Annotated in this window: 18 protein-coding genes and 1 tRNA gene; 4 read left to right on the top strand and 15 right to left on the bottom strand. The window is 67.1% G+C overall.

Going from position 1 to position 15247, the window contains the following annotated elements; all coding sequences use genetic code 11:
- Nucleotides 1–115 precede the first annotated feature (115 nt).
- Entirely contained in the window at nucleotides 116–601 is a 486-nt protein-coding gene (locus L1087_RS02300; protein WP_135261119.1) for an NUDIX hydrolase, read from the top strand.
- Here the strand turns inward: L1087_RS02300 and meaB are convergent.
- Genes meaB through L1087_RS02280 form a run of 4 tightly spaced genes read right to left on the bottom strand, consistent with a single transcriptional unit; the run spans nucleotide 598 to nucleotide 3985 of the window.
- Complete coding sequence (gene meaB, locus L1087_RS02295; protein ID WP_135261118.1) at nucleotides 598–1542, bottom strand: methylmalonyl Co-A mutase-associated GTPase MeaB; 945 nt, start codon at nucleotides 1540–1542, stop codon at nucleotides 598–600. The two genes, L1087_RS02300 and meaB, sit on opposite strands and share 4 nt — an antisense overlap.
- Nucleotides 1543–1574: 32 nt before the next feature.
- Nucleotides 1575–1949 (bottom strand): RidA family protein, encoded by a 375-nt coding sequence (locus L1087_RS02290; protein WP_038043086.1) that lies wholly within the window; start codon nucleotides 1947–1949, stop codon nucleotides 1575–1577.
- A 4-nt stretch (nucleotides 1950–1953) separates the two neighbouring features.
- Nucleotides 1954–3771 carry a protein kinase domain-containing protein gene (locus tag L1087_RS02285; RefSeq protein WP_038043085.1) on the bottom strand — a complete coding sequence of 606 codons (1818 nt, stop codon included), beginning with the start codon at nucleotides 3769–3771 and terminating at the stop codon, nucleotides 1954–1956.
- Nucleotide 3772: 1 nt separating this feature from the next.
- Entirely contained in the window at nucleotides 3773–3985 is a 213-nt protein-coding gene (locus L1087_RS02280) for a hypothetical protein (RefSeq protein ID WP_015716565.1), read from the bottom strand.
- A gap of 86 nt (nucleotides 3986–4071) precedes the next feature.
- Here L1087_RS02280 and murA point away from each other — a divergent pair, with 86 nt between their 5' ends.
- Both murA and prfB read left to right on the top strand, forming a co-directional pair.
- Nucleotides 4072–5370, top strand: coding sequence for a UDP-N-acetylglucosamine 1-carboxyvinyltransferase (murA, locus tag L1087_RS02275; RefSeq protein WP_135343689.1), 1299 nt, complete (start codon nucleotides 4072–4074; stop codon nucleotides 5368–5370).
- Between the two features lie 464 nt (nucleotides 5371–5834).
- Nucleotides 5835–6933 (top strand): peptide chain release factor 2 gene (gene prfB, locus L1087_RS02270; protein ID WP_135343688.1). Its coding sequence is split into 2 segments (ribosomal slippage): nucleotides 5835–5885 and nucleotides 5887–6933, totalling 1098 coding nucleotides; the frame shifts between segments, so codons are not numbered across the junction.
- Between the two features lie 237 nt (nucleotides 6934–7170).
- Here prfB and L1087_RS02265 read toward each other — a convergent pair.
- From L1087_RS02265 to L1087_RS02250, 4 genes are read right to left on the bottom strand one after another with little or no spacing between them, the layout of a single operon-like run.
- Nucleotides 7171–7581 carry an iron chaperone gene (locus tag L1087_RS02265; RefSeq protein WP_234557450.1) on the bottom strand — a complete coding sequence of 137 codons (411 nt, stop codon included), beginning with the start codon at nucleotides 7579–7581 and terminating at the stop codon, nucleotides 7171–7173.
- A gap of 4 nt (nucleotides 7582–7585) precedes the next feature.
- A complete protein-coding gene (gene phoU / locus L1087_RS02260; RefSeq protein WP_234557448.1) occupies nucleotides 7586–8248 on the bottom strand; it encodes a phosphate signaling complex protein PhoU in 663 nt (220 codons plus the stop codon).
- 22 nt (nucleotides 8249–8270) lie between these two features.
- Nucleotides 8271–9164: a sensor histidine kinase gene (locus L1087_RS02255; RefSeq protein ID WP_038043079.1), complete on the bottom strand. Its 894-nt coding sequence runs from the start codon at nucleotides 9162–9164 to the stop codon at nucleotides 8271–8273.
- Nucleotides 9161–9874, bottom strand: a complete 714-nt coding sequence (locus L1087_RS02250) for a response regulator transcription factor (RefSeq protein WP_234557447.1) — start codon at nucleotides 9872–9874, stop codon at nucleotides 9161–9163. The genes L1087_RS02255 and L1087_RS02250 overlap by 4 nt, the downstream gene beginning before the upstream one ends.
- 91 nt (nucleotides 9875–9965) lie before the next feature.
- On the opposite strand from L1087_RS02250, the gene L1087_RS02245 reads away from it, so the two are divergent.
- A tRNA-Val gene (locus tag L1087_RS02245) sits at nucleotides 9966–10040 on the top strand.
- 77 nt (nucleotides 10041–10117) lie between these two features.
- Here the strand turns inward: L1087_RS02245 and L1087_RS02240 are convergent.
- The 7 genes from L1087_RS02240 to L1087_RS02210 form a co-directional block, all read right to left on the bottom strand.
- Nucleotides 10118–11293 (bottom strand): site-specific integrase, encoded by a 1176-nt coding sequence (locus L1087_RS02240; protein ID WP_234557445.1) that lies wholly within the window; start codon nucleotides 11291–11293, stop codon nucleotides 10118–10120.
- Nucleotides 11274–11492 carry a hypothetical protein gene (locus L1087_RS02235; protein WP_234557443.1) on the bottom strand — a complete coding sequence of 73 codons (219 nt, stop codon included), beginning with the start codon at nucleotides 11490–11492 and terminating at the stop codon, nucleotides 11274–11276. Before L1087_RS02235 ends, L1087_RS02240 begins: the two co-directional genes overlap by 20 nt.
- Nucleotides 11493–11698: 206 nt before the next feature.
- Nucleotides 11699–12184, bottom strand: a complete 486-nt coding sequence (locus tag L1087_RS02230; RefSeq protein WP_234557441.1) for a hypothetical protein — start codon at nucleotides 12182–12184, stop codon at nucleotides 11699–11701.
- A complete protein-coding gene (locus L1087_RS02225; protein ID WP_234554939.1) occupies nucleotides 12181–12429 on the bottom strand; it encodes a hypothetical protein in 249 nt (82 codons plus the stop codon). Before L1087_RS02225 ends, L1087_RS02230 begins: the two co-directional genes overlap by 4 nt.
- 81 nt (nucleotides 12430–12510) lie before the next feature.
- A complete protein-coding gene (locus L1087_RS02220) occupies nucleotides 12511–13128 on the bottom strand; it encodes a hypothetical protein (protein WP_234557439.1) in 618 nt (205 codons plus the stop codon).
- Entirely contained in the window at nucleotides 13116–14255 is a 1140-nt protein-coding gene (locus L1087_RS02215) for an AAA family ATPase (protein WP_234557469.1), read from the bottom strand. Before L1087_RS02215 ends, L1087_RS02220 begins: the two co-directional genes overlap by 13 nt.
- A complete protein-coding gene (locus tag L1087_RS02210; RefSeq protein WP_234557437.1) occupies nucleotides 14255–15247 on the bottom strand; it encodes a bifunctional DNA primase/polymerase in 993 nt (330 codons plus the stop codon). The genes L1087_RS02215 and L1087_RS02210 overlap by 1 nt, the downstream gene beginning before the upstream one ends.

Genomic DNA, 15247 nt, shown 5'->3' with positions numbered 1-15247 from the left:
GTGCGGCTGGATCACCTCCTTTCTAAGGAGTACCCAAGCCCTGCTCTCCCCTTTTCGGGTCCTTTGGGGGCGCCTTCGGGCGCCCTTTTTTGTTGCTGGGAGGTGGGCCGGGTACGTGCGGAGGAAGCGGCAGGTCCGAACGGCGAGGAAGCGGGTGGTCTCCGCGGGGGGCGTGGTTCTCCGAGGGGAGGTTCCTGAGGTACTAGTGGTCTCCTTGAAGGAAGGGCGGGTGGTTACCCTGCCCAAGGGCCAGGTGGAGCCTGGCGAGCGTTATCCGGAAACGGCGGTGCGCGAGGTGCGGGAGGAAACGGGGGTGGAGGCCGCAGTGGTCTCGCCTCTAGGCAAGGTGCGCTACTACTTCACCGTCCGGGATGGTGGGGAACCGGTGACCGTGAGCAAGGAGGTCCACTACTTCCTCATGGCCTACCGGGGAGGGGAACCCAGGCCCCAGCTTTCCGAGGTGGAGGCCGCCTTTTTCCTCCCCGTTAAGGAAGCTCTGGATCGCCTTTCCTACCCCAACGAGCGAGAGATGCTTCTGAAGGCGCTGGCCCGCTGGCGTTCCCCTGGAGCCAGGGGTCAGGCTGCGGGCCCTGAGAACTAGCGGGGCTGGTCCGGGTCCAGGAGGGCGAGGGCCGCTTCTTCGGGGGAGAGCTCTCCCCGGGCCACCCGGGCCACCAGCTCCCCGGCAGACTGGGTCTTCCTCCGTCCCCATTCCTGGATGACGCTTTCCACCTCAAACCGGGCCCGCTCCAGGCGGTGGGTTTCCAGGAGGCCATGCTCCAGAAGGTGGCGGTGGTGGGCCTCGAGGCCCTCAAAGAGCGCCTCCACCCCTTCCCCGGTGGCCGCTACCGTGGGGAAGATAGGGGGACGCCAGCCCCCGGGGCGCGGGGGGGAGAGTTCCAGGGCGCTTTTCAGCTCCTGGATGATCCTTTCCCCGCCTGGAAGGTCAAACTTGTTCACGGCGAAGAGGTCGGCGATCTCCATGACCCCGGCCTTGAAGGCCTGGACCGCATCGCCTGCGGCGGGGGTGAGGACGAGGAGGGTGGTGTCCGCCACCCGGGCGATGTCCACCTCGCTCTGGCCTACCCCCACGGTTTCCACGAAGATGCGGTCAAAGCCGAAGGCCTCCAGGAGGGCTAAAGCGGCCACCGTGGCCCCGGCCAGGCCTCCCAGGGCGCCTCTGGAAGCCAGGGAGCGGATGTAGACCCCCGGGTCCCGGTGGTGGCGCATCATGCGGATCCGGTCCCCCAGGATGGCCCCTCCTGTGAAGGGGCTAGAGGGGTCCACCGCCAAGACCCCTACCCGCTCCCCCCGCTTCCTGGCCTCCAGGATCAAGCGGTCGGTGAGGGTGCTCTTGCCGGCTCCCGGGCTTCCCGTGATGCCCACCACCTTGGCCTGGGCCTGTCCCCGCAGGCGCTTAAGCAGCTCCTGCCCCACAGGGTGTCCCGATTCCACCAGGGTGAGGGCCCGGGCCAGGGCCCGCACATCCCCTTGGCGAAAGCGGTGGAGGAGTTCTTCCGCTTGGTTTTCCTGGACCGTCATGCCGATATTTTACGCTTTTTTGCCCTTATGCCTTAATCCGCCAGGGCGATGCAGGCTACCTCCACCCGGACCCCTTTGGGCAAAGCCTTCACCGCCACCGTGGCCCGGGCCGGGTAGGGGGGCGAGAAATAGCGGGCGTAGACCTCGTTGAAAAGGGGGAAGTCCTCCAGGTCGGTCAGGAAGCAGGTGGTTTGCACCACCCGGGCGAGGGAGGAGCCCGCCGCCTCGAGGATGGCCTTTAGGTTCTCCATCACCAGCTCCGTTTGGGTGCGGATATCCCCTTCTGCCAGGGTGCCGTCGGGCCTTAGAGGGATTTGGCCGGAGACGAAGACCAGCCCTCCGGCCCGCACCGCCTGGGAGTAGGGGCCGATGGCCTGGGGGGCTCTGTTGGTGCGGATGGCTTCCATACCCCTATCCTACGCCAAAGCGGAAAAGTTTCCCGGCAAGGTTGGCCACCAAGACCTCCTGGGATAGGGGCAGAGGGGGTACCTGGACCGCTCCCAGGCCCGTGGCCTCAAAGACCACCTGGCCCCTTTGGTCCACCGCTAGGAAACGCCCCTCCTCCGTGGCCACATAGACGTGCCCGGCGGCATAGGAAAGGCCTGCCGTCACCTTGCCCACCTCGAGGCTCCACACCTCCTCCCCCGTGGCCTGGTCCAGGGCCCTTAAGACCCCGTCCCAGGCGGCCACATACACCCGTTCCCCGTCCAGGGCCAGTCCGCCCCAGATCTCGCCTTCCACGGCGGTGTTCCAGAGGGTCTCCCGGCTCAAAGGTTCAAAGGCGTAAACCTCTCCCTCCCAGGTGGGGATGAAGAGCACCCCGCGGTAGGCGGCCACAGGAGCGTGCACCGGACCGGTCTTCACCTTGTAGCGCAAGGTGCCCGTGTCCGGATCCAGAGCGTAGAGGAACCCGTCCTCCGAGGCCAAGAAAAGGAGGTTCCGGTGGAAGGTGGGGCTGGCGGAGAGGTGCCCCCCCGCCTGGAAGCGGTAGAGGAGGCGGCCTTGCTCGAAGGCGTAGAGGCTTCCGTCCCGGCTGGCCACAAAGACCCGCTCCCCCAGGACCAGGGGAGCGGCGGTGATCTCCGCTCCCGTGTCGGCGCTCCACTCCAAGGCTTGGGCCTTGAAGCGGCGCACCCGGCCGTCCCAGGCGGCCACGTAAACTCCACCCCGCACCACCGGGGGAGCGGTGACCTCCTCAGGAAGGGGTTCCCGGCGCACCGTTCCTGAAAGGAGGTCCACCTCCGCCAGGCCCCGCCCCGCTCCCAAGTAGACCCGGCCGTGGGCGTACACCATCTCCCCGGGCCAGGCGGCCTCCCCTCCCAGGTCCAGCTTGCCTTTGAGGGAAAGCCTGCGGGGGTCGGGGGCCAGGGGGTAGTGGCCCGAGCGGCTGGACCCGGCCCGGGGGGTGGCAAGGCGGAGGGCCTGGAACTCCTGCAGGGGGCTTTTGAAGAGGCTGGGGTGGGAGGGCCTTTCCTCCGGGTGCTTGGCCAAAAGGGAAAGCACCGCTTCCGCCACCCCAGAAGGGATGGTGGGGTTCAAAGCCTGGGGAGGCTTAGGGGGCTCGTAGACGTGCTGGAAGAGGATCGCCTGATCGTTTTCCCCCTCAAAGGGGGGTTTGCCGGTGAGGGTGCGGTAGAGGACCGCTCCCAGGCTGTAGAGGTCAGCCCGGGGGGTAAGGGGCAGGCCCTTGGCTTGTTCGGGAGCCATGTAGGTGGGGGTGCCCAGGGTGTACCCAGTGCGGGTCAGGTGGCGGCTTTCTTGTAAGAGGTACGCCAGGCCAAAGTCCATGACCTTGGGATGCCCCTCCTTGGTGAGGAGGATGTTTTTGGGGGTGAGGTCCCGGTGGAGGATGCCCTGGGCGTGGAGGTGGGCCAGGGCCTCCATCACCTGGATGGCCGCCTCGAGGATCCTCTCCCCTTCCGGGCCTTCCTCGAAGGGGCCCAGGCGGTCAAAGGTACCCCCTTCCACCAGCTCCATGACGAAGTAGGGCCTCCCCTCCTCCTCCCCCAGGTCCAGCACCTGGACGATGCCCGGGTGGAAGAGGCGGGAAAGGGCCCGCACCTCGAGGAGAAACCGCTCCCTTTCGGGGGGCAGGGCCCGGGGGTGGAGGAGCTTCACCGCCACCTTGCGCCCCAGGCGCTCGTCCACCGCCCGCCACACCTCCGCCATCCCCCCGGAACCCAAGGAGGCCTCGAGGCGGTACCGCCCGCCCAGGACCATGCCCGTCATTTTATTCCTCGGGCTCCAGCTGCTTTAGGAGTTCGGCCAGCTCCTCCTTGTTGCCCTCCAGCTCCTGCACGATCTTGGCGATGGCCAGGCGCACCACCTCCGACTTGGAAACCAGCCTTTCGGGGCTGGAAAGGGCGTAGGCCGCCCGGGTGAGGAGGGCGTCCTGTTCCTCGGAGATGACCACCTGCAACCGCTTCTTTTCCTTCTTGGGCATACCTTCCCTTGGAAGAGTGTAGCAAAGAGCGCATGCCCTTGACAATGTGGATGGTCCCTTTTATCCTCACCTTGAGTAAGGTGTGTATGATGCTCAAGGACTCGCGGCGGGGCAGCAGGATCTTGCGGATTGAGGGAGGCCAGCCCCTTTCCGGCGAGTTGCGCATTTATCCGGCTAAAAACGCCGCCTTGCCCATTCTGGCGGCAAGCCTTCTCACCCCCGAGCCCATCACCCTCTTGGAGGTGCCCAGGCTCAGGGACGTGGAGGTGATGCTGGAGCTTCTTTCCCACTTGGGGACCCGTTACCAGTGGGAAGGACGCACCCTCCACCTGCACACCCCGGAGATCCGGAACACCCACGCCCCTTATGAGCTGGTGGGGCAGATGCGGGCCAGCTTCATCGTCTGGGGGGCCCTTCTTGCCCGAGTGGGGGAGGGGCGCATCTCCCTTCCGGGGGGGTGCGCCTTTGGGGCCAGGCCCGTGGACCAGCACGTGAAGGCCTTGCGGGCCCTGGGGGCCGAGGTGGTGGAGGAGGAGAACACCTTCTACGCCCGAAGGGCCCGCCCCCTTTCGGGGCGGGTGGTCTTCGACCTGCCCACGGTGGGCGGAACCGAGCAGGCCATGCTGGCGGTGGCCCTTGGGGGCGAGGCCACCTTGGTGCAGGCGGCCATGGAACCGGAGGTGGAGGACCTGGGCCATTTCCTGCGGATGCTGGGGGTGGAGGTCCAGGGCCTGGGCAGCCCCATCCTGCACATCCGGGGTGCCCAGCGGCTGGGCGGAGGCACTTACCGCATCATCCCCGATCGCATAGAGGCCGGCACCTACCTCCTGGCGGCGGCGGCCACCCGGGGGTCCATCACCCTAAGGGAGGTGCGCCCCGACCACCTGGATGCCCTTTTGGATAAGCTTCAGCAGTCTGGGCACCGGGTGGAGGTGGGGAAGGACTGGGTGCGGTTCTGGGCCGTACCGGATCCCAAGCCCTTCTTCGTGGAGGCCCGGGAGTACCCCGGCTTCCCCACGGATCTTCAGCCCATCGTTACCGCCTATCTGGCCACGGTTCCCGGGCAGAGCGCCATCACCGACCGGGTTTACCCGGACCGCTTCACCCATGTGGGAGAGCTGGTCCGGATGGGGGCCGAGCTTTACCTTCGGGACCGCACCCTCCTGGTGAACGGGAAGCGGTTGCACGGGGCCCAGGTGAAGGCCCTGGATATTCGCGCCGGGGGCGGGCTGGTGGTGGCCGCCCTGAGCGCCGAGGGGGTTTCCGAGATTGAAGGGGTCTACTTTCTGGAACGGGGGTATGAGCACCTGGAGGAGCGCCTGAAGGCCTTAGGGGCCAGGGTGAACCTGGCCGAGGTTCCCTTGGCCCCACTGGCCGCCGACTGAGTGGCCTGGGGGTTTGCCGGGATAGGAACAGCTTTGAAAGGCGCAGGGCCTCGAGGAAGCGGAGGGAAAGTGGGTTCCGGTGTTCCTTGGGGTTATATCCCTTGCCCCCCAGGCCTCCCCGGTGGAGGGCTTCCCACACCTCCAGGGTCACCGCCCGGTCTTCCCCAAGCTTGGCGGCGAGGAAGCTCCAGGCCTCCTCCTCATCCCTTTTCCCCACCAACTCCCGGTATTCCTGGGCCAGGGTTCGCGTGAGGGTGCGGAGGTCCGGGGATAGGGAGGGGAGGGTTGGGGGGCGCCTTGCCCCGGTAAGGCGTTGGGCATGGCCTTGAGGGAAGGGCCTGCGGGCTTCTCTCGCCGACCCGTTGGGTGCCATAGCCCACCTATGGCGATTAGCATAAAATGTGAGTGGCAAAATGTAAAGGGTTCTTGTACTCCCCAGTTGAGGCCTGTATACTGGGAGAGGTATGGACCTGGACCTTCTTGCCACCCGCTTGGAAAGCCTCCGGGGGTATCTTTGACATCCCCGGTAAGGAAGCCCGTTTAAAGGAGCTGGAGAAACGCCTGGAAGACCCGACTCTCTGGCAGAACCCGGAGGAGGCTAGGCGGATAAGCCAGGAGGCCGCCCGCCTGCGGCGCACGGTGGATACCTTCCGCTCCCTGGAGAGCGACCTCGAGGGTCTCCTGGAGCTGTGGAAGGAGTTTCCCGCAGAGGAGCGGGAGGCTCTTAGGCCTGAGCTTTTGGAGGCGGCCAAGAAGCTGGAAGGCCTTTACCACGAGACGCTTCTTTCCTTCCCCCATGCGGAGAAGAACGCCATCCTTACCATCCAGCCCGGGGCTGGGGGCACGGAGGCCTGCGACTGGGCGGAGATGCTTTTGCGGATGTACACCCGTTTCGCCGAGCGCCAGGGGTTCCAGGTGGAGGTGGTGGATGTAACCCCCGGGGCGGAGGCGGGCATCGACTACGCCCAGATTGTCGTCCGGGGGGAGAACGCCTACGGCTTCCTCGTCCCCGAGGCGGGGGTTCACCGCCTGGTCCGCCCCTCCCCCTTTGACGCCTCGGGGCGCCGCCACACCTCCTTCGCCGGGGTGGAGGTGATGCCCGAGGTGGACGATTCCGTGGAGGTGGTGATCCGCCCCGAGGACCTGCGCATCGACGTGTTCCGCTCCCAGGGGCATGGGGGCCAGGGGGTGAACACCACCGATAGCGCCGTGCGCATCGTGCACTTGCCCACGGGGATTACCGTCACCTGCCAGACCACCCGGAGCCAGATCAAGAACAAGGAGCTGGCCATGAAGGTGCTCCGCTCCCGGCTTTACGAGCTGGAGTGGAGGAAAAAGCAGGAAGAGCTTCAGAAGCTGCGGGGCGAGGTGCGGCCCATCGAGTGGGGGAGCCAGATCCGGAGCTACGTGCTGGACAAGCAGTACGTGAAGGACCACCGCACGGGCCTCATGCGCTTTGACCCCCAGAACGTCCTGGACGGGGACCTCCTGGACTTCATCTGGGCGGGGCTGGAGTGGAAGGCGGGCCGCCGCCAGGCGGTGGAGGAGGTGGAGGCTGACTAACGCCACCTCGTCCACGTGGGGTACGGCTTGGGGCTCCGGGGGACAAGGGAAGGAGGCCATGCGCCCCCGTGCGGCGCAAGCCGCGGCGGGAACCCCTTGGGCAAGCCTAAGTACCCCGTCGGGTTTGCGCCAGGATGGGGGCCCCGGAAAGGCCATGGGCAAGGCGCTTCCGGCCCTTGCCCAGGGGGCAGCCTCCGCGCGCGGGCATTCCGCTCTGCCGCAGTCCCCTCGTGGGGGTTAGGCCAGGGTGCGGCGCAGGAGTTCTCCGATGCGGGCTTCCTCGGCGGGGCCGAGCTCTTTGAGGCCGAAGGCCACGGGCCACATGTTGCCTTCCTCCAGCCGCGCCAGGTCGGTGAAGCCCAAGGTGGCGTAGCGGGTTTGGAACTTGTGGGCGGGCTGGAGGAAGCAGAGCACCTTGCCCTCGAGGGCGTACGCAGGCATCCCGTACCAGAGCCTGGGGGTGAGGAAAGGGGCCTGCCGCCGGATGAGGGCATGGAGGCGTTCTCCCAGGGTGCGGTCCGGCTCGGGCCAGGAGGCGATGGCGCTGAGCACCGCGGCCTCCCCTTGGGCTCCTTTTCCCTCCCGAAGCCGGGTCCTCAGGGCCTGCTTTTCCTCGGGGGTGAGCTTGGGGTTCCCCTTCTTGGCCATGGCTTCAATACACGTCCTCAGGAGCCTTGTACACCTCGCCGGTGAGCCAGTAGATGACCCGCTCGGCCACGTTTTCCAGGTGGTCTCCCAGGCGTTCGTAGCTCCGGGCCACCCGCATCAGGGTGAGGGCCTTGGTAATGGTGCGGGGATCTTCCAGCATGTAGGTGATGAGCTCCCGGGTTACCTCCTCGTAGAGGCCGTCCACCTGGTCGTCCATCTCCACTACCTTGCGGGCAAGCCCGGGGTCCCGCTCGGCTACCGCCTTGCCCAGGGTGTCCATCATCTCCAGAAGCCGCTTGCCCATCCCAGGGAGGGTGACGTAGCGCTTAAGGGGGGGTTCCTGCGCCAAAAGGAGGGCGTCCTCGGCCACGTGCATGGCGTAGTCCCCGGCCCGTTCCAGGTCGGTGAGGGCCTTGATGATGGTAAAGATGAGCCGAAGGTCTGAGGCCACGGGCTGGTGCCGGGCGATGACGGCTACGGCCTGGTTCTCGATCTTCAGCTCCAGGGCATCCACCTCCTGGTCCTTGGCGATAACCTCTTCCGCCTTGGCCCGGTTCCCTTCCACCAGGGCCTCCGTGGCCTTTTGGGTCATCTCCCGGACCAGGGAGAGCATCCTCAGGGTTTCCCCCACCAGTTCGTTTAGGGCTTTGTCCAGTACCTCGCGCATGTTGCCTCCTTGCCTCAGTTTATCAGTTTAGAGGAAGAGCCACGCTGAAAACGTTTTCGGTCCCGTCCCTCCGGGCGTGGGCCTCCCCGCCCAAGCCCTGGGCGATCCGGCGCACCAGGTAGAGGCCCAGGCCCTGCCCGGCTCCTCCCTGGAATCCCCGGTGGCGGGGCAGGAAGAGGCGTTCGTAATCCGGAAGTTCCGGCCCTTGGTCCCGCACCTCCAGCAAAAGGCGCCCCCCTTCTTCCCGGGAGAGGAGGCGGATGGGATCTTGGCCATACTTGAGGGCGTTATCCAAGAGGTTCAGGAGGATCTGGAAGAGGGCCTCGGGGTCGGTGTGGGCGGTGTGGGGCAGGTGGACCTCCACCCGCCTTCCCCGGAGTTTCTCGTTAAGGAGCCTTTCCAAGCGGGTCCAGAGGTCTTCCAGGGGGAAGGTGCGCTTGGGACCTGGTTGGGTGAGGGAGAGGTCCCGTACCAATCGGGATAGGCGGGCCACCTCCCCCTTGAGAAGGTCCAGCACCTCCTTCTCCTGGGGGGTCCTGGGGGTGAGGGCCTCGAGGAGGGGGCCCATCCCCGCCAGGGGAGTGCGGAGCTCGTGAGCCAGGGCCTGGGTGGCTTCCTCCAGGGCCTCCAGGCGCCGGTTTAGCTCCGTTTCGTCCAGGAGGTAGAGCTTCCCGGGAAGGGCCCTCACCCTGAGGGTGCGGCTTCGCACCTCCAGGGTGCGCTCGCCCCCCTGGAGGGCCAGGGCCTCGAGGCGGTGGTCCCGGAGGGCGAGGAGGAGGGGACGGCCCACCACCTTTTCCCGGGTTACCTCCAAAAGCTCCTCCGCCTTGGGGTTCAGGTAGAGGACCTGCCTGTCCTGGTGAAGGACCAGGCCCTCCAGGGCTTTCTCCCAGGCTTCGGCCAGAAGTTCGTTCACCCTTCCCCCTTGGTCTGGCTGGGACCGTGGTTTGTTTCTTGCGGGGCTACCTTGAAGCGGTACCCCATGCCCCGCACGGTTTCCAGAAAGCGGGGGGCCTTGGGGTCTTCGCCCAGCTTCTCCCGGAGCTGGAGCACGTGCTGGTCCACCGTCCTCGGGGTGCCCAGGTAGTCCTGGCCCCAGACCGCTTCCAGAAGCTCCTCCCGGGAGTAGACCCGGCCCGGGCGCTGGGCCAGAAAGGCCAGCAGTTCAAACTCACGCCGGGTTAGGGGTAAGGGCCTGCCGCCCAGGCTGGCTTCCTTGCGCTCCAGGTCCAGGAGAAGGGGGCCGCGCCGGAGCACCTTCCGCCTACCCGCACGGCGCAGGAGGGCCTCGAGGCGGGCCAAAAGCTCCTCGGTGGCGAAGGGTTTCACAAGATAGTCGTCGGCTCCGCGGGAAAGCCCCTCCACCCGATCCCGCACCTCCGCCCGGGCGGTGAGCATGAGGACGGGAAGCTCGGGGTAGGCTCCTTGGCGCATACGCTCCAGGAAGCGTATCCCCGGTTCATCGGGGAGCATCCAGTCCAGGAGCAAGATTTCTGCCTCTTTCAGGAGGGGCCAAGCCTCTGTGGCCGAGGGGGCCTCGAGGACCTTGTGCCCGGCCCGCTCCAGAGCCAGCCGCACCCCAAGCCGCACCGCTGGCTCGTCCTCTACCACAAGGACCGTGGCCACGACCTTAGTCTAGCCTGGGCCTTGTCAGAGGAAGGTCAGGGTGCTTGCTTGACAGGCCTCCTTGGCCCATGCTACCCTGCAAAAGGCTTGGGGGCGGCTAGCTCAGCGGAAGAGCGCTCGCCTCACACGCGAGAGGTCGTAGGTTCAAGTCCTACGCCGCCCACCAGCTCCAGAACGCAAAGCTTCCCCCCTCGGTAGCGAGGGGGGAAGTGCTTTGGAGGGCCATTTGGGGGGCTATTGGGCTCAGGCTTGGGGTCTGTTTCCAGGGCCTTTTAGGAGGTCTTCCAGGTCTATCACATAGCCCCGGCGCTCCTCCTCCAGGAGATGGCGGTAAATGCCCAAGGTGATGTTGGGGTTGGCATGGCCCAGGCGCTCACTCACCACCTCCAGGGGGACGCCCCGGGAGAGGGCCAGGGAGGCCCAGGTATGCCTCAAGTCGTGTGCCCGCACCCTCCCTAGCCCCGCCTTCTGGGCCAAGCGGCGAAGGTAGTGGTTGAAGGCATCGGGGTCAAAGGGCCTGTCCCCACCGAAGAGGAAGACTTCCGCAAGCTCCTCCGGGGTCAAGCGCTCCAGGAGCTCTTGACGGCGGGCCTCCAGGAGGGCGAGGAGCTTGAGGGGGACAGGGACGGGCCGCTTGGCGGTGGGAGTCTTGAGCCCGGTGAAGGTGGCCTTGCCGTTTACCTTGGCCCAGGCCCTCCACACCCTGAGCTCCCCCCGGGCAAAGTCTATGTCCCGCCATTGGAGGGCCAGGGCCTCCCCCCGGCGTAGCCCGGTTTCCAGCATGAGGCGAAGGAGGAGGGCCATATCGGGGCTCTTGGACCGCCCTGCTTCCTCCAGGAGGCGGGCCACCTCGTGGGGCTCCAGGGCCCGGGCCGCCCTTTCCCCTTGAGGGAGGCGGAGGCTCACCGCCTCCACGGGGTTGCGGGCCACCAGCTCCAGGCGGAGGGCTTCGCGGAAGAGGGCCTTGAGGCGCATGTGTACCCGGCGGATGGTCCTGGGGGCATAGCCCTGCTCCAGGAGGTCATCCAGGACGGCGCGGATGTGGGCGGGCTTCACTTCCTGGAGGCGCATGCGGCCTATGGGGTCGTGGGCCCCAGGCTCCTTCAGGGAGGGGAGGGCATAGGCCAGCTCATCCTTGGCAAGGCGCAAGGAGTTTGGCCGCAACCCCTCACGGGCTAAGCGCTTGAGGTACTCCTGGGCAAACTCCCGCGTGGTGAGCTTGGAGGGCTCGGCCAGGAGGCCCTTGGCCTTCTGGTCTACCAGCTCGGCTAGGAGCTTTTCCGCTTCGCGGCGGGTTTCGGCGTACCGCTTCACTTTCCGCACCCGCCCCGTGGCGGGGTCAATCCACTTCACTTCAGCCGCCCACTTCCCCTTGGCCTGGTCGTAGTAAGTGCTCCCGCTACCTTTCCCGCGCGCCATCCCTCACCTCCAGGTAGCCCAGGGCCTCGAGGCCTGCCTTGACCACGGCCCCCCGCTCCTTGGCGGAAAGGGCCTTGAACAGGCGCAAGGCGGCCTCTTCCCCGCGAACATAAGTCCTCAAGCCTGCTTCCCCCGGACCCAAGGGCTCCTGGCCCAGCCGCGCGGCCAGCACTTCCTTGGGCGGGCGGTTCCGTATCAAATGCTCCCCTCTTGGCATAGCCTCATCCTAGACCTTCCGGGTTTATGTGGGTAGCCCCCACATAGGTTCTTCGCGAAAGTATGATTTCGCGCACGACAGCCCCCCAGGGGGAAGCGGGACATAGCGGGACGAAATCCGCCCCGCGCTGGGGGCGGATTCCGTTCCATAGCGTGCCAAATCCGAGTTTTCGCCCCGGCGCTTTCTACCTATGGTGCATCACCCCCATCGTCCGGGGTTTCGTAGATGACCCGGATGCGGGGGGCGGGGTTTTCCCCGGCGTGGTAGCGGTGGACCGCCAAGGCCAGGGCCACCACTCCAAGGAGGGCCTGGACCACGGCCTGCTCCTCAGGGGCCTGGGCGGGTACGGCGGCCAGATACGCACGCAAGCGGCCAAGCTTCTCCCTGCTCATGGGGGGAAGCGGGATGCGGGAGGGGGAAGTGAGGGCGGTTTCCCCAGGCCAGTAGGCCATGGCCCAGAAGCTCAAGGCCAGGTACTCCCGGCCAAGCTCCAGGCGGCGGGCTACCGCGTACTCATCCGCCCTCAGGGCCTTGGGGTGCTTCTCCATCAAAGCCTGAAGAGCCTGGACAGCGTCATCGCCGCCTTCTTCAGCCGCGAGGGCGAACAGGCGGGTCCATTCCTCGCGGAAGCGGGCCTCGAGGCTTTGGCGTAGTTTCTCCAGCTTGCGCTTCATGCGGTCCTCCTTTGCGGCTTAGCGAGGCCTTCCACGGCGGCCTCAAGTTCGGCCACCCTCTGCTCAAGCTCCCTGGCCTCATGGACCCGCGCCAAGGCGGTAGCGGCCTGGGCTACGGCGTGCACCGCCCTAAGCCGGGTTTGAGGGTCAGGGTCATCAAGGAGCCCTACGGCGGTCTTCAGCGCCCTACGCAGGGCGCTTGCCGCGCGGCCTAGGTCGTTCACCTTCTTCGCGGGGAAGGGCATTCTTCACCTCCCTGTGGTCATGACCCCCCCGGGGGGTTGCCCCGGGGGAGGTTTCCTGGAAAAGCACAGGCATTACAAGGCTCATATGACCAGCTTCACCTTACGGATGGCCCCCACTACCTGGGCGAGCTCCTCCCAGGTTCCCCGGTAGGTCTGGCCGCGCCATTCCAGGGTGGCTTGCTGGGGTGCCCGGCCTCTAGCGGCGGCCTGGAGGTACTCCCGCAGGCGCTCCTCCGGCCAGGCGTAGAGCTCCAGGCCGCTTCCCTCTATCTGTAAGAACGCTTCCAAGGGGGCCTCGAGGTCCAGGAGGAAGCTTGCATCCGTAGCGGCCAAGTGGACCCTCCGGGCCGCAGGCAGGTTCCTGGCCCTCCAGCGCAGATGAGGGAGGAGGTTTTCCCGAGGGGCCAGAACCCGCTCAGGCTCATGGCGGTCCAGGTAGTAGAAGGTGGCCCAGGTCAGGGGCGGGAGCCCCCCCTGGGCGGCCAGGAGGGTGCAGGCCAGGCGCTCCAGCCGAAGGAGCTCCTTGGCGGGGATGCGCTCCCCCTCCTCCAGGCCGTGGGGGAGGCCATCCCTCCAGGCGACCAGGATGGGGCGGTGCTCAGGCGGCGGTGCGGGGGAGAAGCCCACCCCCTGGCCGCCCCGGATGGCCTGGTACTGGGCCTGGGCGAGGGTTTCCACCAGAAGGTTTAGGGGTGCCATATCTGCTCCTCCAGGGGGTCAGGTTTTGGTACAGGCGAAGGTTTTGGAACACCCCCCTGTACCAAAACCTTTTGCGATGAGGAAGGGCTTTCTTGGGGTTTTGGAACATCCTCCCTATAGAGTGAGGCATCCCGGAGGCGGTAGGCTACCGGGGCCCCCTGGCCGGGGAGGTGAACCTTCTCCAAGGCAAGCTCCTCGGCCAGCTCCTTCAGGTAGCGCTCCGCCGTCTTGCGGGCGATGTTGGCCGCCTCCACCGCGGCCTGGACCAGTTCGGCCTTGGGCACCAGGCTCCCGGCTTGGGCGTTCAGGAGCTCCAGCATGGCTTGACGGGCCTTGTCCCGCTTGGGGTTGGCCGTGCCCTCCGGCAAGGGGGTTTCGGCCACCTCCACCCGCCCCAGGCTGAAGATGAGCTCCACGCCGAAGGGTTCGGGGATGGGGGCGAAGGAGCTCTTGAGCACTTCCCATTTCAGGACATGCCGCCCCTGCACCTCTGCGGGTGGGACGCGGGTCAGGATGTGCACCGCCCGGGCTTGGGCGGTCTTGGCGATGGAGCCCAGGAGGCCTCGAGCCCCTGCCCGCTCACCCCCCACGGGCTTGGGCAAGTGGTCCACCACCACCACCGCCGCCCCGGTCCTCAAGGCGAGGCGGCGAAGCCACCACATGGCGCTTTGCACCTGGTGGAGCTTCACCGGATCCAAGGGGAAGGCGGCCATGAAGCTGTCCAGGATGACCAGCCCGGCCCCCACCTCCCGCACCACCCCCTCCAGCTCCTCCATCTCCTTCTCCCCCAGGCCGTAGGTATCGCCGTCCGGCTCCAGGAGGGTGATTTTGCCCATATCCCCATCCGGGAAGCCGGCCTGGTGGGCCTCAAGCCACCTCCGGGTGGCCCGCCCGTCCCCGGTGGCCGCGTCGAAGTCCAAGAAGACCACGGGACCCGGCTCCACCGCCCGGCCCAGGAGCTCCCCCTGGGGGCGGGTGGCCTGCCAGGCCAAGGCGGTGAGGAGGACGGTCTTCCCCTCCCCGGGCAGGGCCCCCACCATGCTCACGAAGCCCTTGGGCAGAAGCCCCTCCCAAGCCCAGGGGATGGGCTCCACTTGGGCGGTGAGGTCAATGCGCTTGAGCCCCATCAGGACCACCCCCCCAGCCTGGGGCGGAAGGAGAGGGTAGGCCTCTTCCTTTCCCCCTCACTCTTTACCTCCCGTGTTCCAAAACCGGGTTTTCGCGATAGCGAAGGGCTAAAGTTTTGGTACACCCCCCTGTTCCAAAACCCTGGGGTGTTCCAAAACCCCCCGGGCCCCTCCAGGGGGAGGGGGGCCTGGGCTCCCACCTCGAGGCCCCACCGCACCGCCTCCCGTGCCTCCCGCTCGGGAAGCCCCGCCTGCAGGGCCGCGCTCACTAGGGCCTCCTCGGCCTCCCTGGGGTCCAGGCCGTGGGGGAGGAGGCCCCCAGCGGCCCGGGCATAGGCGATGAGGGTGAGGTGCCTTTGCCCTATGTGGGCGACGGCCACCCGATCCGCGAAGGCCTCGAGGATCGCCCGCAACCTCCTTGGCGAGGCCCCCAGCTCCACCTCCCGGGGCGGGGGAGGGGGCGGCGGCAAGAGCCTTTGGAGGAGCCCGGAGGGCACCAGGGGAAGCTCCTCCGGCCTCCTCAAGGGCACCTCCCAGGCGTACCCCCGGCCATCCGCCAAGCGGGTAGGGGCGGCCACCACATAGGCCCTACCCATGCCCCGGAGGTCCACCCCCTCCAGCCGCCTCACGGAGGCGCTCAAGGCCCCCTCCAGGCCGGGGGGGAGCGCGAGGAAGAGGTGGACCCCGCCCCCCGGCGTTCGTTGCCGTGGGGCCTGGAGGAGCTCCGGGTGCTCCCTGCGTAGGGCCTCCCAAGCCTCGGGCAAGTCAAAGTCCAGGACCAAGACATTCTCCGGGGCCAGGAGGCCCACCCCTGCCCGAGGCTCCTGGGTCCACCAGGCCCGGATGATGGCGGGGTCAGCCGTGGCATCCTTTAGCCCATGGGGGACCAAGCCCCCGTGGGGGCGCTTCTCCCCCGGGGCCAAAGGCAAAACCTTGTAGCCCAGCCGGGCGTAGCCCAAGGCCGCGAGTAAAATGGCCTCAGCCTGTGCCAT

The sequence above is a fragment of the Thermus tengchongensis genome (assembly GCF_021462405.1).
Lineage (GTDB): Bacteria > Deinococcota > Deinococci > Deinococcales > Thermaceae > Thermus > Thermus tengchongensis.
The sequence above is the reverse complement of the archived record's forward strand: the minus strand, read 5'-3'. Positions and strand labels throughout refer to the sequence as shown.